Origin of the sequence: Sphingobium sp. IP1 (assembly GCF_002708645.1) — a bacterium.
In the GTDB taxonomy this organism is placed as follows: Bacteria; Pseudomonadota; Alphaproteobacteria; order Sphingomonadales; family Sphingomonadaceae; genus Sphingobium; species Sphingobium yanoikuyae.
On sequence record NZ_NOIW01000032.1, the window covers coordinates 17,510 to 31,869 of the forward strand.

The following is a 14,360-nucleotide window of genomic DNA, read 5'->3' on the forward strand; positions in this document are numbered from 1 at the left end:
CGACATGGGTAAAAGGTTTCCATGCCGTGCTGAATTGGAGGTCGATCGCTCATGCGCCTCACGCGAAAGGAAACGCAGCGCCAGACGCGGGATAAGCTGCTCGCCGCAGCACATTCGTCCATTGTGGAAGAAGGGGTGGCGGCCATGTCGATCCGCAACATCTGTAGTGCAGCGGGTCATTCGCAGGGGGCCTTCTATTCGAATTTTGCAAGCAAGGACGATCTGCTGGTCGAGATTCTGCAGGCTCATATCCAGGACGAGGTCGTGCTTCTGCGCGATCTGGTCGCCCACTGCTCCGGCGATGATATCGAGGCGACTCTGCAAGTGCTTGCGGCGCGGCTGGCTAAGCTGGCTGACGAACAGCATTGGTCGCTGCTTTCGATCGAATTGCAGCTTCATGCGCGGCGGGACCCCGCGTTCGCTGAACGGCATCGCGAAGGAAAGGCCGCCTGCCACCATTTGTTCGGAGAACTTGTGGCGGATCTGACGCGGCGCTTTGCGCTTCGGCCTGCCTTGCCGCCGCTGCAGACCGGGATCGGCCTCTATGCACTGTGGATGGGACTGGCGGTCCAGGGCGATGTCGAAGGCGCTATTCCCCGAGAGCAAATGCTTGTCGGCTTCTTTCGCGCGATGGCAGGCCTCGATGCGCCATCCACCCGGTCATGAGCCTTCCTGGCGAAGGACGCCGCAGGATCGGCTGCGATGCTTCAGGCGTGCCCTTGGCTGGAAAAGTGGACGAACGTCGGCGCTTCCATATCCGTTTCCAGGCAACCGAAGAAGACATCGATGAACTCGGCCATGTCAACAATGCGGTCTGGGTGACCTGGATTCAGGATGTGTCGGTGGCGCACTGGCTGACAGCCGCGCGTCCGAGGGATGCCGACACCTATGTTGCTATGGTGCTCAGGCACGAGGTCGATTACCGCGGCAATATCCGGGCGGGCGAAGAGACCTTTGCCATAACCTGGGTCGAAGGGAAGCCGCGCGGAGCGAGATACGCCCGGTGCGTCGAGTTCAAAGACAGTAACGGTCAGACGCTCGTCGCGGCCCTGTCGCAATGGGTGCTCATCGAGAAAGCTACCGGCAAGCTGGTTCGCGTGCCCGCCGAAGTCGCTGCGCCGTTTCTCTATGAAACCCGACGCAAGGAAGAGAATGAATGAGCGACATCCTGAAAGTGACGGTGCTAGGCACCGGTGTCCTCGGCAGCCAGATCGCCTTCCAGGCCGCCTATAGTGGCTTTGACGTTACCGCTTATGAGATCAGCGACGAAGCACTCGACCAGGCGAGGCATCGGTTCGAAACGCTTGTAGAAACCTACGTGAAAGAGGTGACGGGTGCGGCTGACGGCAAGGCAGCCGAAGCTTCGAGACGCATCACGCTCACCGCCGATCTTGAGGCTGCGGTTGCGAATGCCGATCTGGTCATCGAAGCGGTTCCGGAGGTTCTTTCGATCAAGCAGGCGCTCTACGAGAAACTGGCGGGGCTCGCGCCGGACAGGACGATCTTCGCCACCAATAGCTCGACCCTGCTGCCGAGCGACCTGAAGGCTTACACCGGCCGACCGGACCGGTTTCTGGCGCTGCACTTCGCCAACAGCATCTGGAAGTTCAACACCGCCGAGGTGATGGGCACGGACGACACCGATCCGGCCGTGTTCGATGCCCTGATCGCCTTCGCCTCCGCCATCGGCATGGTGCCGATCCCGGTGCGCAAGGAGAAAGCGGGTTACGTCCTCAATTCGCTTTTGGTGCCGCTCCTGAACGCGGCCGCCGATCTGGCGGCCGGCGGCTATGCCGAGCCGGAAGATGTCGACAAGGTCTGGCGGATCGCCACCGGCGCGCCGATGGGGCCGTTCCAGATCTACGACATCATCGGATTGAACACCCCCTACAACATCCTCTCGCATGGCGACGAGCATGCTCAGTCGCTCGCCGCCTGGCTGAAGGAAAACTACATCGACAAGGGCAGGCTCGGCATCGCCTCGGGCGAAGGCTTCTACAGCTACAAGCCCTCCGCAGACTGATCCCAACAAGAAGAACAGGAGTTCGCCATGCACTATAGCAGCGGAAACTATGAAGCCTTCGTGCGTCCCCGCAAGCCCGAGGGCGCCGACAAGAAGACGGCTTGGTTTGTCGGTTCGGGGCTGGCGGGGCTTGCCGGCGCGGCCTTCCTGATCCGCGACGGCGGCGTTTCCGGCGACCGCATCACCATCCTTGAAGAGCTGGAAATCCCTGGTGGCGCGCTCGATGGTCTGGACGTGCCCGAAAAGGGCTTCGTCATTCGCGGCGGCCGCGAAATGGAAGAACATTTCGAGTGCCTGTGGGACCTTTATCGCTCGATCCCCTCGCTGGAGATCGAGGACGCCAGCGTGCTCGACGAGTTCTACCGGCTCAACAAGGACGATCCCAACTTTTCGCTCCAGCGCACGACGCAGAACCAGGGCCAGGACGTGCCCGACAAAGCGCTGTTGACGCTAAACGACAAGGCCCAGAAGGACCTGCTCTCGGTCTTCCTCGCGGCGCGCGAGGAGATGGAGAACAAGCGTATCAACGAGGTCTTCGGCGAAGACTTCCTCAAAAGCAATTTCTGGCTCTACTGGCGCACCATGTTCGCCTTCGAGGAATGGCATTCCGCGCTGGAGATGAAGCTCTACCTGCACCGCTTCATCCATCATATCGGCAGTCTCGCCGACTTCTCCTCGCTCAAGTTCAACCGCTATAACCAGTATGAATCGATGGTCCTGCCGCTGGTGAAGTGGCTGACCGATCACGGCGTCACGTTCCGCTACGGCGTCGAGGTCACCGATGTCGATTTCGACATCCAGCCCGGCCGCAAGCAAGCGACCCGCATTCACTGGAAAGAGCGCGGCGTCGAAGGCGGCGTCGATCTCGGGCCAGACGATCTCGTCTTCATCACGATCGGCTCGCTGACCGAGAATTCCGACAATGGCGACCACAGGACGCCGGCGAAGCTCAATGAAGGACCGGCGCCGGCCTGGGACCTGTGGCGCCGCATCGCCGCGAAGGATCCGGCCTTCGGCCGCCCCGACGTGTTCGGCGCCCATATCCCGGAGACGAAATGGGCCTCCGCCTCCATCACCGCCCTCGACGCCCGCATTCCGGCCTATGTCGAGAAGATCACCAAGCGGAACCCCTTTACCGGCAAGATCGTCTCCGCCGGTATCGTCACGGTGAAGGACTCGGCGTGGCTGCTGAGCTGGACGGTTCATCGCCAGCCGCATTTCAAGAAGCAGCCCAAAGATCAGATGATCGCCTGGTTCTACGCGCTCTTTGTCGATTGCCCCGGCGACTTCGTGAAGAAGCCGATGCAGGAATGCACCGGTGAGGAGATCACCCAGGAATGGCTCTATCACCTCGGCGTGCCGGTCGAGGACATTCCCGAACTCGCGGCATCCGGCGCCAGCACCGTTCCCACGATGATGCCCTATATTACCGCCTTCTTCATGCCGCGCCAGGCGGGTGACCGGCCGGACGTGGTGCCGGAGGGCGCGGTCAACTTCGCCTTCATCGGCCAGTTCGCGGAATCGAAGCAGCGGGACTGCATCTTCACCACGGAATATTCGGTGAGAACCCCGATGGAGGCCGTCTACACGCTGATGAATGTCGAGCGCGGCGTGCCGGAGGTCTTCAACTCGACCTATGATATTCGTACACTTCTTGCTGCGATCGGTCCGCTGCGGGACGGCAAGGGCATCGATCTTCCCGGACCGGCCTTCCTGCGCAAGCTGCTGATGAAGAAGCTCGAAGGCACAGAGATCGCCAAGCTGCTCGAAGAGTTCCATCTGATCGAGGAGTGAACAAAGACCGGAAGGCACGCGCGGCGTGTGAAAGGTGATGAATGGCCGACGACGATCAGAAGAGCGAACGCGCCGCCGAGGTGACTGGGGCGCACGGCCATCATCACCATCATGAGCCGGACGGCGAAACGCCGTCCGGTCACGTCGACCATGATCCGGTCTGTGGCATGGTGGTCGATCCCGCCAGGACCGCTCACAAGGCTGAGTATGAAGGCGAGCGTTACGCCTTCTGCTCGGCCGGCTGTAAGGCGAAGTTCGACGCCGACCCCGTGCATTATGCAGCACGGGTAGCGCATGCCGAGCCGCACCATGAGGGTGCTGCTACCCATGGCGATCATTCCCACCCTAGCCACACCCATAGACTTGATCGCCATGAGCATCACCCCGTTGCGGCGTTAACGGCAGCCGTAACGGAGGGCACGATCTGGACCTGCCCGATGCATCCGGAAATCCGCCGGGACGCGCCGGGCAGTTGTCCGATCTGCGGCATGGCGCTGGAGCCGCTGATCGCGGCGGCGGATGCCGGACCCAGTCCCGAACTTGCCGATATGACCCGGCGCTTCTGGATCGGCCTCGCGCTCGCCTTGCCCGTGTTCCTGCTGGAGATGGGCGGCCACCTGATCCCGGCGCTGCACCATCTGGTGCCGATGCACATCTCGATCTGGATCCAGTTCGCCCTGGCGACGCCGGTGGTGCTGTGGGCCGGATGGCCGTTCTTCGCGCGTGGCTGGGCGTCGATCGTCAACCGCAGCCTCAACATGTTCACGCTGATCGCGATGGGGACCGGCGTCGCCTGGGGATACAGCATCGTCGCGACATTCGCGCCGCAGCTCTTCCCGCAGGCTTTCCGTGACGCTGATGGCGCGGTCGCGGTCTATTATGAGGCGGCCGCCGTCATCACCGTGCTGGTGCTGCTTGGTCAGGTTATGGAGTTGCGCGCCCGGGAACAGACGTCCGGCGCGATCCGCGCGCTTCTCAATCTCGCGCCGAAGACCGCACGACGCATCGGGGCAGACGGTGTGGAAGAAGATGTGCCGGTCGAGGCGATTGCGATCGGCGAGCGGCTCAGGGTCCGGCCCGGGGAAACCGTGCCGGTGGATGGCGTGGTCGAGCAGGGGCGCTCATCGATCGATGAATCGATGGTGACCGGCGAATCCATGCCGGTGACGCGTGTAGTCGGCGAAGCGGTCGTAGGAGGTACGCTGAACCAGACCGGCGCGCTCGTCATCCGGGCTGAAAAAGTCGGGCGCGACACCATGCTCGCCCGCATCGTCCAGATGGTCGCGGATGCCCAGCGCTCGCGCGCGCCGATCCAGCGCATGGCTGATCAGGTGTCGGGCTGGTTCGTGCCGGTCGTCATCGCCGTCGCGCTGCTCGCCTTCGCGGCCTGGGGTGTATGGGGGCTAGAGCCGCGTCTGGCGCATGGCCTGATCGCGGCCGTTTCCGTGCTGATCATTGCCTGCCCCTGCGCGCTCGGGCTCGCGACGCCGATGTCGATCATGGTGGGTATCGGCAAGGGGGCGGCCGCCGGCGTTCTGATCAAGAACGCGGAGGCGCTCGAGCGGATGGAGAAGATCGATACTCTGGTGGTCGACAAAACCGGGACGCTTACCGAAGGCAAACCGGCCGTTACCCGGATCGTCGTGGCCCCGCGATTTGTCGAGGAGACCATCCTGCGGCTTGCAGCCGGCGTGGAGAAGGCGTCCGAGCATCCGCTTGCGCGGGCGATCGTGGCGGCTGCCGACGAGCGAAAGATCACCATCCCCGATGTCGCCGACTTCGACTCGCCGACCGGCAAGGGGGCGATCGGTCGTGTCGAGGGCCGGCATGTGGTGCTCGGCAGCACCACCTTCCTCGCCGAACATGGGGTTGATACAGCGCCGCTCGCGGCACAGGCCGATGAGCTACGCCGCGACGGCGCAACCGCCATCTATATCGGCATCGATAAAGCCATCGGCGGCATCTTCGCCATCGCCGACACGATCAAGGCGACCACGCCTGAGGCACTGAAGGCCCTGCATGCGGAAGGCATCCGCATCGTCATGCTGACCGGTGACAATCGCACCACAGCCGAAGCCGTTGCGAGAAAGCTCGGCATCGATGAGGTCGAGGCCGATGTGCTGCCGGACCAGAAAGCCGCGGTCGTCGAGCGCCTGAAGGCGCAGGGCAAGGTGGTGGCGATGGCCGGTGACGGCGTAAATGACGCGCCGGCGCTTGCCGCCGCCGATGTTGGTATCGCCATGGGATCGGGGACCGACGTTGCGATCGAAAGTGCGGGCGTGACGCTGCTCAAGGGCGATCTCACCGGCATTGTCCGCGCGCGACGCCTGTCGCAGGCGACGATGGCCAACATCCGCCAGAACCTCGCCTTCGCGTTCATCTACAATGCGGCAGGCGTACCGATTGCGGCCGGTGCGCTCTATCCCATGTTTGGGCTGCTGCTGTCGCCGATCATCGCTGCTGCCGCGATGGCGCTGTCGTCCGTCAGCGTCATCGGCAATTCGCTGCGGCTCCGGACAGTGAAGGCATGACGGACCAAGGCCCCGACCTTGTGGCGGGGTCTTGCGTGGGGTCTTAGTCGGCGCGCCTGCCGTTGGGGCGGGACCAGATCAGCGAGAAGGTGTCTTCGCCCTCGTTGTCGAAGAGGTTGGCATAGATCAGAGCGCCGATCTTCTCATGATGCCCTCGGCTGTCAGGGCGTCCGCGATCTGACGGTCGAGTGATCCCACAGCATTGAGCGTTCGCACCATCTCCTCGATGCGTGCGAAGTGAGCCAGATCGTCATAGTTGGCGGTATTGCGGATGATCACATGCTCTGTTCGCGCGCCGGTCTGCCACAGGATCGCGAACCAGATACGGCCTTGCGCACGGCTCTTGTCGACCGTCACGCTGTCGATCACGAGCCGCATCATCTCTTTGCGTTCGTCGATGCCAGCCCGCTTCGAGAACGCGGGCAACAGGGTCGGCAATGGTCAGGATACGCGTTCGCGCGGCGGCGGCCAGGGCGTTAACCTGCTCGACATGCCACCGCGCGTAATCCTGTTCGACGCGTCGGCTTCGCGTATTTTCTCTTCCCACAACGTTTCCAGCGAACGTGCGACGAGCCGCTTTTCCGACTCCACGGCATCATATTGTCGGCGTGCACGCTCCGCTTCGTAATGCGCCTTCTCCCGATTCAGCGCCCATTGACGTTCCAGCAGCCGGTTTTCGCCGTTCATCTGTTCATGAGCCGCAAGCGCAAGGTCGATGCGATCGGGTTGCAGAGCTTCGATCAACAGCCGCTCGACCTCTGCATCAACCTGGTTTGCGCGCACATTCTGGCAGTGCCCGCTCTGCTCGCTATCGATGCAGTGATAGACGGGGGTCTTCTTATGGGCAGAGTGAGTGAAGACACATGCGGTGTCCGCATATCCCGCAGACCACGATGCCTTGAAGCATCGCTGCGCCACGCAGGGGCGCTCCGCGCCGGCCAGCGCTGAAGTTGCCGATATTGTCGGCGAGCCGCCCGACGTTGCTCATGTATGCCTCCCATTGGCTATGCCGATGAGCCCGCGTAGGTGGTGACGCCATAGCCATATAGACGACTGGTCTATTATTCGTTATATATGCTGATCATGAATTTGACACCCAAAGCAGAAGCGACCCGGCAAAACATCCTCGACACGGGCTACAGCCTTGTGTTGAGCAAGGGCTTCTCCGCGCTCGGCCTTCAGGAAATCTTGAAGGTTTCCGGCGTGCCGAAGGGGTCTTTCTATCATTATTTCCCGTCCAAGGAGGCGTTCGGCTGCGCACTTCTTCGTGATTACGTGGACGGTTACGGCAAGAAACTGGACTCGCTGCTATCCGCGGAAGCCATAAGCGGTCGCGAGCGGTTGATGAGCTATTGGCGAGCATGGCTCGATGATCCCGGGGAAGGTGATCAAGCCGGAGACGGCTGGGCCGAGGATTGCCTCGCCGTCAAACTGTCCGCCGAAGTCGCGGACCTGTCGGAGGCCATGCGCGCCGTTCTGAGCGATGGCGTCGCACGATTGCTGCAACGCATCGCCTCCATGATCGCCGAGGCGCGCGAGGACGGATCGCTTCCACCGGGGGCGGAGCCGTCCGCGCTGGCGCAGGTTCTCTACCAGATGTGGCTTGGCGCTGCGCTGCTCGCCAAACTCACCCGTTCTCGTGCGCCGATGCAACGGGCGATGATCGCCACCGAGCAGATTCTGGTCTGCACGCCGCAATCCAACCATCCGTGAAAGGAACCGAAGAATGAAAATTTTCTACAAGACCCGCGCGACGGCGACCGGTGGCCGTTCAGGCCACACGGCGCTCGACGACGGCAGCCTCGGCCTCGATCTCGCCATGCCGAACTCCGGCAAGCCGGGCGCCAACCCGGAGCAGCTGTTCGCGATGGGGTATGCAGCTTGTTTCGACAGTGCGCTCAACCATGTCGCCCAGCAGAAAAAGCTGGCGCTGATGGGTAGCAAAACGTCCGCGGAGGTCGGGATCGGGCAGACGCCTGAGGGCGGCTTCAAGCTGGACATCGACATTCATGTGGAAATCGCGGGTCTCGATGAGGCCGCCGCGCAGGAACTGGTCGAGGCGACGCATCGGGCCTGCCCCTATTCCAACGCCACACGCAACAACATCGACGTTCGCCTGCACGTCACCACGGTTTAAGGAGGCGTCATGCGTAGCGCCATTCACACCACATTCGGCGAACCAGCCGACGTTCTCGCTTTGGAAGAAAGCCCGGTTCCCGAACCCGGCCCGGGCCAGGTGCGGATCAAGACGATCCTTTCGCCGATCCACAATCACGATCTTTGGACCGTGCGCGGCAGCTACGGCTACAAGCCTGAACTGCCCGCTATTGGCGGTTCGGAAGCCGTCGGTACGGTCGATGCGCTCGGTGAAGGCGTGACCGGCATCACCATCGGTCAGCGCGTCTCGGTCGCCTCGGTTCATGGCTCATGGGCTGAATATTTCCTCGCGCCCGCTGCCGGGTTGGTCCCTGTCCCGGATTCGATCTCCGATGAGGCGGCGGCGCAGCTTATCGCCATGCCGTTCAGCGCGATCACTCTTCTGGACTTCCTCGAAGTGGCAAGTGGCGACTGGGTGATCCAGAACACCGCCAATGGCGCGGTCGGCAAAACGCTGGCAATGCTGGCGGCCGCGCGCGGTGTGCATATCGTCAATCTCGTGCGCCGCGATGCCGGCGTGGAAGAGCTGGCGGCTCTCGGCATCGCCAATGCCGTCTCGACTGCGATCGATGGTTGGCAGGATCGGGTGCGTGCGATCACCGGCGATGCGCCGATACGCGCGGCTGTGGATTCGATCGGCGGACAGGCCAGCGCTGAACTCCTGTCGCTTCTGGGTGAGGATGGGCTGCTGGTGTCCTTCGGCACCATGGCCGGAGAGCCGATGCAGATTTCCTCTGGCAATCTTATTTTCAAACAGGCCGTCGTGAAGGGCTTCTGGGGCTCCAAGGTGAGTGCCGCCATGCCCGCCGAAGCCAAGCGCCGGCTGCTTGGAGAACTTATCCGCCTCGTCGCCAGTGGCGAGCTGAAACTGCCGGCAGGGGCGGTATTCGGGCTGGATCAGGTCGCTGACGCCGTTCGCGCATCGCTGACAGCGGGCAAAGCAGGCAAGGTTCTTCTCAAGCCCTGAGCGACGAAGGAAAGACCGGCGATCGCCAACATCCTGATGGTCTCCAGCCATCAGCGTTGCCAAGGGCCAGACTATCCGTGGTTTGGTCAGGCGACGGAGAGGACGATCTTGCCCTGGATATTGCCACGGGCGGCGCGTTCGTGGGCACGGGCGGCGTCGGCGAGCGGGAAGATGCTGTCGACGACGATGCGGATGGTGCCGTCGTCAAGCAGGCGGGCCTCCTCGGCCAGTTGCGCGCCACTCGAACGGACCTGTGTCGTCGAGACGGTAATGCCCAGCGTCTCGGCTTCGGCATGTCCGGTGAAGCCCAGCGGATAGACCGGGTATAGAGAACCGCCACGCTTCAGGGTGCGGAAGAAGCGGCCGGTATCCGGTCCGCCCACGGCGTCGAGCACGACGTCCACGTCGCGCACGATCTCGTCGGCCGCCGTCCTGGTGTAATCGATGAACTGATCGGCGCCGAGCTCGCGCATCAGCGCCTCGTTCCTGCCCGACGCGACCGCGATGACGCGCGCGCCCTTCCACTTCGCCAGTTGCACGGCGAGGTGCCCGACACCGCCGCCGGCGCCGTTGACAAGGACCGTTCGGACTTCGAGTTGCGCGGGTGCATGGGTAAATGACTGGAACGGGTTGGGTTCGTCATGACCCAGATCGATCAGGAACTGCCAGGCCGTCAGCAGCGACATGGGCGCAGCCGCCGCGTGAACATGGTCGATGCCCGGTTTGCGCGCGAGGTCCGATGCCGGCACGCTGACATATTCGGCATAGGCCTTGCTGCCTTCCATGACGTTTTGCGGGAAACGGACCATCGCGTAGACCTCGTCGCCGACGCTAAATCCCTCCACGCCATCGTCGAGCGCGGCGACGACGCCGGACACGTCCGATCGGAGGATCAGCGGAAAGGCGGGATGCGGTTGCCACTCGGGGGGAAGCGAGCGGTAGCCGTCACGGAGATACCAGTCCGGCGGATTGAGGCCGACTGCGTGGACGCGGACCAGTACCTCACCAGCCGCCAAGGTGGGGCGGGGCGCATCCTCGTAGCGGAGCACGTCCGGGCCGCCGAACGCGTGCAGGCGAACCGCTTTCATTGTCTCGCTCATCATTGCCTCCTTCGGAAACTTATAAACTGAAGGAGATGTGGCGACGCGCATTAAGATTGATAATATTGGTAGAAATCGTTTTAGTATTTCCATGAAGGAACAAATAGCATTTGAGCGCCTCACGGGGTTGATCGCCTTCGCCCGTGTCGGGTCGCTGGGCAGCTTCACGGCCGCCGCCCGGTCGCTGTCGATTTCGCCATCGGCGGTCAGCAAGAGCGTCCAGCGTCTCGAGCAGACGCTTGGGGTGCCGCTTATCACGCGCACCACCCGTTCGTTGGCTCTGACGCCCGAGGGCAGGGATTTGCATGAACGGGCGCTCCTGCTTCTTCGCGACGCGGAGGAGATCGAGCAGATGGCGATCACGGCGCGCTCGGAGCCGGCTGGCACGCTGAGGATCGCCGCCTCGCTGCCGATCGGCATCCATGTGCTTGCTCCGAAGCTACCCGCATTCCGGGAGCGCTACCCCCAGGTGATGGTCGAGCTTCGCCTGAGCGATCAGTTCGTCGACCTCGTCGAGGCCGGGATCGATATCGCGGTACGGATCGGCGATCTCGCGGACACGCGGCTCCTGGCGCGCCGGCTCGCGCCGCATCGCTTTTGCTGCTTTGCATCGCCCTCCTATCTCGGGTGACTACACGAAAGTGACGTATCTGCACGCTAAGGGCGAACAAATCCGGTACGATGCCAGCAGATGCTATTCGCAGGCTTTCCTGCCCCTTTTATGTGGTGCCGCCCTACGGGCGCCGATATGGGAGGGCGGCAATCCGATTGACCAACGATCGAGGTAGAACCCTGCTCGCCATATATGTGAGCTGGTTGCCCATCCCCGGTATGGCGAAGGATTGCCGATAAACCAGAGCGTGGACTGCATGGGCCGCGCACCGGTCAACGTCCATCAAACCCAACCTCCGCCGGTGGGGTATGAGGTCGGCGCCAACGGCCAGTTCCTGCCGGGGCCAAGCTGGCTGACGATCATCTTCAATCCCAGCTTTCCCTACCGCCTCTTCCACACAGTCCTTGCCGCCTATCTGACAACCGCCTTCATCGTCGGTGCGGTGGGCGCGTGGCATCTGCTCAAGGACCGCAGGAATCCCGGCGCACGCAAGATGTTCTCCATGGCGATGTGGATGGCAGCGATCGTCGCGCCCATCCAGATTTTTGCGGGCGACATGCATGGGCTCAACACGCTTGAGCATCAGCCAGTGAAGGTGATGGCAATGGAAGGCCATTTTCAGAGCCATCCGAACGGGGCGCCTTTGATCCTGTTCGGCATCCCTAACAGCGCTGAGCAGCGGGTGGATTATGCCATCGACATACCCAAGGCGTCGTCATTGATCCTGAAGCACGAACTCAATGCGCCCTTGAAGGGTCTCGACACTGTGCCGCAAGCTGATCAACCGCCCATCGGAATTGTATTCTGGGCGTTCCGCGTGATGGTCGGTATCGGATTTGCAATTCTCGGGATCGGACTCCTGAGCCTCATCGCGCGCTGGCGTAAATCGCTCTACGACTGGCCGCTGCTTCATCGCTTCGCTGTGCTCATGGGGCCGTCAGGACTGATTGCCGTGCTGGCTGGCTGGATCGTGACGGAAGTCGGGAGGCAACCCTTTACGATCTATGGCTTGCTGAGGACCGCCCAGAGCGCTTCGCCGCTCGATGCCCCTGCGGTCGCCTCGTCGCTGCTGGCCTTCGTAGTCGTCTATTTCGCCGTCTTCGGGATGGGCATCTGGTATCTGCTTCACCTCATGAAGAAGCCGCCTGAAGCGCATGAACCGCCGCCCAGCGATGCGCCCATTCGCAGTGCGGGGATCACCCCGGCGCCGGCCATTATCGAGGGAGCTTCGGCATGATCGACCTCACCGTCGTCTGGGCCTGTATCATCGGCTTTGCCATCGTCGCCTATGTCGTGATGGACGGCTTCGATCTCGGCATCGGCATCCTGTTTCCGTTCTTCAAGGTCGGGCAGGATCGCGACACCGCGATGAACAGCATCGCTCCGGTCTGGGACGGAAACGAAACCTGGCTGGTTATGGGCGTGGGCGGCCTATTTGCCGCATTCCCGCTGGCCTATGCCATCATCCTTCCCGCGCTTTACGCGCCGATGATCGCGATGCTGCTTGGCCTTGTGTTCCGCGGCGTGGCATTCGAGTTCCGCTGGCGCGACCCGGCGCACCGTGCTTTCTGGGACAATGCGTTCACGACAGGGTCGGTCGTCGCCACCTTCGCGCAAGGCATTGCGCTCGGCGCGCTCCTACAGGGCATCACGGTCGAGGGTCGCAGCTATGCCGGGGGCTGGTGGGAATGGCTGTCGCCGTTCAGCCTGCTGACCGGCGTGGGCCTGCTGGTTGGCTATGCCCTGCTCGGGGCGTGCTGGCTCAACTGGAAGACCGAAGGCGGATTGCAACGGCAGGCGGTGACCTACGCCGGGCGGCTCGGGATCGGCCTGCTCATTATGATCGGCGCCATCAGTCTCGCGACGCTGCGGCTCGAGACGCAATACTATCATCGTTGGCTGAGCTTCCCCGGCGTGCTCGCAACTGCGCAAGTGCCGTTCGCCACGCTCATCGTGACATTCCTCTTCTATCGCAGCCTCAGGCTGAAGCGCGATGTGCAGCCGTTTCTCTGGGCGCTCGCCCTGTTCGGGCTTTGCCTGACCGGTCTGGGCGTTTCGATCTGGCCGGACGTCGTCCCGGCGCGCGTGACGATCTGGGAAGCGGCGGCGCCGGTGCGCAGTCAGGTGTTCATGCTGGTGGGGGCCGCCGTCATGGTGCCTGTCATTCTGGCGTACACCGCATGGTCCTACTGGGTGTTCCGTGGCAAGGTCGGTACGGAGGGCTACCACTGATGCCGTTGTGGCTAAGCCGGCTTGGTTGGTTCGCTGGCATCTGGGCTGCGAGCGTTTTTGGTTTGGCGCTGGTGGGAGCCTTGATCCGCTGGTGGCTACGCTAAATGGCCCCTCGCCATAGACGAGGAGCCGACACTCAAATTTCGGTATTTTCCGCGAGAGCGAGCGCGTCTTCCACGTCGATCCCGAGATAGCGTACCGTATTCTCGATCTTGCTATGGCCGAGCAGGATCTGAACGGCGCGAAGGTTGCCAGTGGCCCTGTAGATAATCGATGCCTTCGTTCGGCGAAGTGAGTGCGTGCCATACTCGCTTCGCATTAAACCGACACCTGTCACCCATTCATCGACAAGTCGGGCATACTGGCGGGTGCTGAGGTGTCCATGATGGTCGACCCTGCTGGGAAAGACATAATCGTCAACATTGCCGCCGCGCCGCTCGAGCCATGCAAGCAAGCTGGCCCGGGCGTCCGGGAGCAGCTCAAACTGAACGGGCCGGCCTGTTTTCTGCTGCATCACGATTGCCCGCGTTCGGATCTGCCCCCCGCTGACAAGGTCGCCGATCTTTATCTGCACCAGGTCGCAACCCCGAAGCTTGCTGTCGATCGCCAGATCGAACAGTGCACGATCTCGCAGGCGGCGGCGCTGATTGAGATAGAATCGGATTTCCCAAATCTGCTTCGGCTTGAGAGCCCGCTTTGCACCCACGGTCCTTCCGGCATTCCAAACCGGGCGCTTGGCGGCGGTGACTTTTGTTTCAGACATCTCCATGATCGCTCTCCTATGGCCACATTGGCCATCTGCAGAACGCTCGCCGATAGAGATGCTCAGGATTTGCTGTTCGGCTCGTGCCGACCAAACCACGTCGTTCAACGGTGTCGCTGCAAGCGTCCGCTTTCAGCAACGGCTGTCGCTGCCGAACGACTGGACATGGGGACATTGCCG

The 14,360-nt window shown here is 62.5% G+C and carries 14 protein-coding genes and 2 pseudogenes; 11 read left to right on the top strand and 5 right to left on the bottom strand.

Translation table 11 applies throughout. The annotated features are described in order from the left end of the window. The first annotated feature begins 51 nt into the window (after positions 1 to 51). From CG471_RS13160 to CG471_RS13180, 5 genes are read left to right on the top strand one after another with little or no spacing between them, the layout of a single operon-like run. Positions 52 to 666: a TetR/AcrR family transcriptional regulator gene (locus CG471_RS13160; protein ID WP_004207015.1), complete on the top strand. Its 615-nt coding sequence runs from the start codon at positions 52 to 54 to the stop codon at positions 664 to 666. Then, positions 663 to 1,160 carry a thioesterase family protein gene (locus CG471_RS13165; RefSeq protein WP_004207018.1) on the top strand — a complete coding sequence of 166 codons (498 nt, stop codon included), beginning with the start codon at positions 663 to 665 and terminating at the stop codon, positions 1,158 to 1,160. The genes CG471_RS13160 and CG471_RS13165 overlap by 4 nt, the downstream gene beginning before the upstream one ends. Then, a complete protein-coding gene (locus CG471_RS13170; protein ID WP_099232140.1) occupies positions 1,157 to 2,023 on the top strand; it encodes a 3-hydroxyacyl-CoA dehydrogenase in 867 nt (288 codons plus the stop codon). Before CG471_RS13165 ends, CG471_RS13170 begins: the two co-directional genes overlap by 4 nt. 27 nt (positions 2,024 to 2,050) lie before the next feature. Continuing rightward, positions 2,051 to 3,817 carry an oleate hydratase gene (locus CG471_RS13175; protein ID WP_099232141.1) on the top strand — a complete coding sequence of 589 codons (1,767 nt, stop codon included), beginning with the start codon at positions 2,051 to 2,053 and terminating at the stop codon, positions 3,815 to 3,817. 41 nt (positions 3,818 to 3,858) lie between these two features. Next, entirely contained in the window at positions 3,859 to 6,348 is a 2,490-nt protein-coding gene (locus CG471_RS13180; RefSeq protein ID WP_099232142.1) for a heavy metal translocating P-type ATPase, read from the top strand. A gap of 43 nt (positions 6,349 to 6,391) precedes the next feature. On the opposite strand, the pseudogene CG471_RS31665 reads toward CG471_RS13180, so the two are convergent. The 3 genes and pseudogenes from CG471_RS31665 to CG471_RS13195 form a co-directional block, all read right to left on the bottom strand. Then, positions 6,392 to 6,481, bottom strand: a pseudogene (locus CG471_RS31665) (DUF736 domain-containing protein); the annotation flags it as partial. After that, on the bottom strand, positions 6,475 to 6,786 hold the full coding sequence (locus tag CG471_RS13190; protein ID WP_099232143.1) for a hypothetical protein: 312 nt from the start codon (positions 6,784 to 6,786) through the stop codon (positions 6,475 to 6,477). The gene CG471_RS13190 and the pseudogene CG471_RS31665, both read right to left, overlap by 7 nt. A gap of 3 nt (positions 6,787 to 6,789) precedes the next feature. Continuing rightward, positions 6,790 to 7,266: a hypothetical protein gene (locus CG471_RS13195; RefSeq protein WP_234831538.1), complete on the bottom strand. Its 477-nt coding sequence runs from the start codon at positions 7,264 to 7,266 to the stop codon at positions 6,790 to 6,792. 156 nt (positions 7,267 to 7,422) lie between these two features. On the opposite strand from CG471_RS13195, the gene CG471_RS13200 reads away from it, so the two are divergent. Genes CG471_RS13200 through CG471_RS13210 form a run of 3 tightly spaced genes read left to right on the top strand, consistent with a single transcriptional unit; the run spans position 7,423 to position 9,472 of the window. Beyond that, entirely contained in the window at positions 7,423 to 8,061 is a 639-nt protein-coding gene (locus CG471_RS13200) for a TetR/AcrR family transcriptional regulator (RefSeq protein WP_099232144.1), read from the top strand. A 13-nt stretch (positions 8,062 to 8,074) separates the two neighbouring features. Continuing rightward, positions 8,075 to 8,485 carry an organic hydroperoxide resistance protein gene (locus CG471_RS13205; protein ID WP_004207030.1) on the top strand — a complete coding sequence of 137 codons (411 nt, stop codon included), beginning with the start codon at positions 8,075 to 8,077 and terminating at the stop codon, positions 8,483 to 8,485. Between the two features lie 9 nt (positions 8,486 to 8,494). Further along, positions 8,495 to 9,472, top strand: coding sequence for a zinc-binding dehydrogenase (locus CG471_RS13210; protein WP_099232145.1), 978 nt, complete (start codon positions 8,495 to 8,497; stop codon positions 9,470 to 9,472). Positions 9,473 to 9,558: 86 nt separating this feature from the next. Here CG471_RS13210 and CG471_RS13215 read toward each other — a convergent pair whose 3' ends face one another. Next, positions 9,559 to 10,572: an NADP-dependent oxidoreductase gene (locus CG471_RS13215; protein WP_218964254.1), complete on the bottom strand. Its 1,014-nt coding sequence runs from the start codon at positions 10,570 to 10,572 to the stop codon at positions 9,559 to 9,561. A gap of 37 nt (positions 10,573 to 10,609) precedes the next feature. On the opposite strand from CG471_RS13215, the gene CG471_RS13220 reads away from it, so the two are divergent. From CG471_RS13220 to cydB, 3 genes and pseudogenes are all read left to right on the top strand, one after another. Beyond that, positions 10,610 to 11,203: a LysR family transcriptional regulator gene (locus CG471_RS13220; RefSeq protein WP_257211528.1), complete on the top strand. Its 594-nt coding sequence runs from the start codon at positions 10,610 to 10,612 to the stop codon at positions 11,201 to 11,203. Positions 11,204 to 11,483: 280 nt separating this feature from the next. Next, positions 11,484 to 12,422, top strand: a pseudogene (locus tag CG471_RS13230) (cytochrome ubiquinol oxidase subunit I); the annotation flags it as partial. After that, complete coding sequence (cydB, locus tag CG471_RS13235) at positions 12,419 to 13,417, top strand: cytochrome d ubiquinol oxidase subunit II (protein WP_099232147.1); 999 nt, start codon at positions 12,419 to 12,421, stop codon at positions 13,415 to 13,417. The pseudogene CG471_RS13230 and the gene cydB, both read left to right, overlap by 4 nt. Before the next feature lie 136 nt (positions 13,418 to 13,553). Here the strand turns inward: cydB and CG471_RS13245 are convergent, their stop codons facing one another. After that, positions 13,554 to 14,186: a tyrosine-type recombinase/integrase gene (locus CG471_RS13245; RefSeq protein WP_099232149.1), complete on the bottom strand. Its 633-nt coding sequence runs from the start codon at positions 14,184 to 14,186 to the stop codon at positions 13,554 to 13,556. Positions 14,187 to 14,360 lie beyond the last annotated feature (174 nt).

Bases quoted from the DNA above. Each gene is read 5' to 3' on its own strand.
- CG471_RS13160 (WP_004207015.1), top strand. From the start codon at position 52: ATGCGCCTCACGCGAAAGGAAACGCAGCGCCAGACGCGGGATAAGCTG.
- CG471_RS13165 (WP_004207018.1), top strand. From the start codon at position 663: ATGAGCCTTCCTGGCGAAGGACGCCGCAGGATCGGCTGCGATGCTTCA.
- CG471_RS13170 (WP_099232140.1), top strand. From the start codon at position 1,157: ATGAGCGACATCCTGAAAGTGACGGTGCTAGGCACCGGTGTCCTCGGC.
- CG471_RS13175 (WP_099232141.1), top strand. From the start codon at position 2,051: ATGCACTATAGCAGCGGAAACTATGAAGCCTTCGTGCGTCCCCGCAAG.
- CG471_RS13180 (WP_099232142.1), top strand. From the start codon at position 3,859: ATGGCCGACGACGATCAGAAGAGCGAACGCGCCGCCGAGGTGACTGGG.
- CG471_RS13200 (WP_099232144.1), top strand. From the start codon at position 7,423: ATGCTGATCATGAATTTGACACCCAAAGCAGAAGCGACCCGGCAAAAC.
- CG471_RS13205 (WP_004207030.1), top strand. From the start codon at position 8,075: ATGAAAATTTTCTACAAGACCCGCGCGACGGCGACCGGTGGCCGTTCA.
- CG471_RS13210 (WP_099232145.1), top strand. From the start codon at position 8,495: ATGCGTAGCGCCATTCACACCACATTCGGCGAACCAGCCGACGTTCTC.
- CG471_RS13215 (WP_218964254.1), bottom strand. From the start codon at position 10,572: ATGAGCGAGACAATGAAAGCGGTTCGCCTGCACGCGTTCGGCGGCCCG.
- cydB (WP_099232147.1), top strand. From the start codon at position 12,419: ATGATCGACCTCACCGTCGTCTGGGCCTGTATCATCGGCTTTGCCATC.
- CG471_RS13245 (WP_099232149.1), bottom strand. From the start codon at position 14,186: ATGGAGATGTCTGAAACAAAAGTCACCGCCGCCAAGCGCCCGGTTTGG.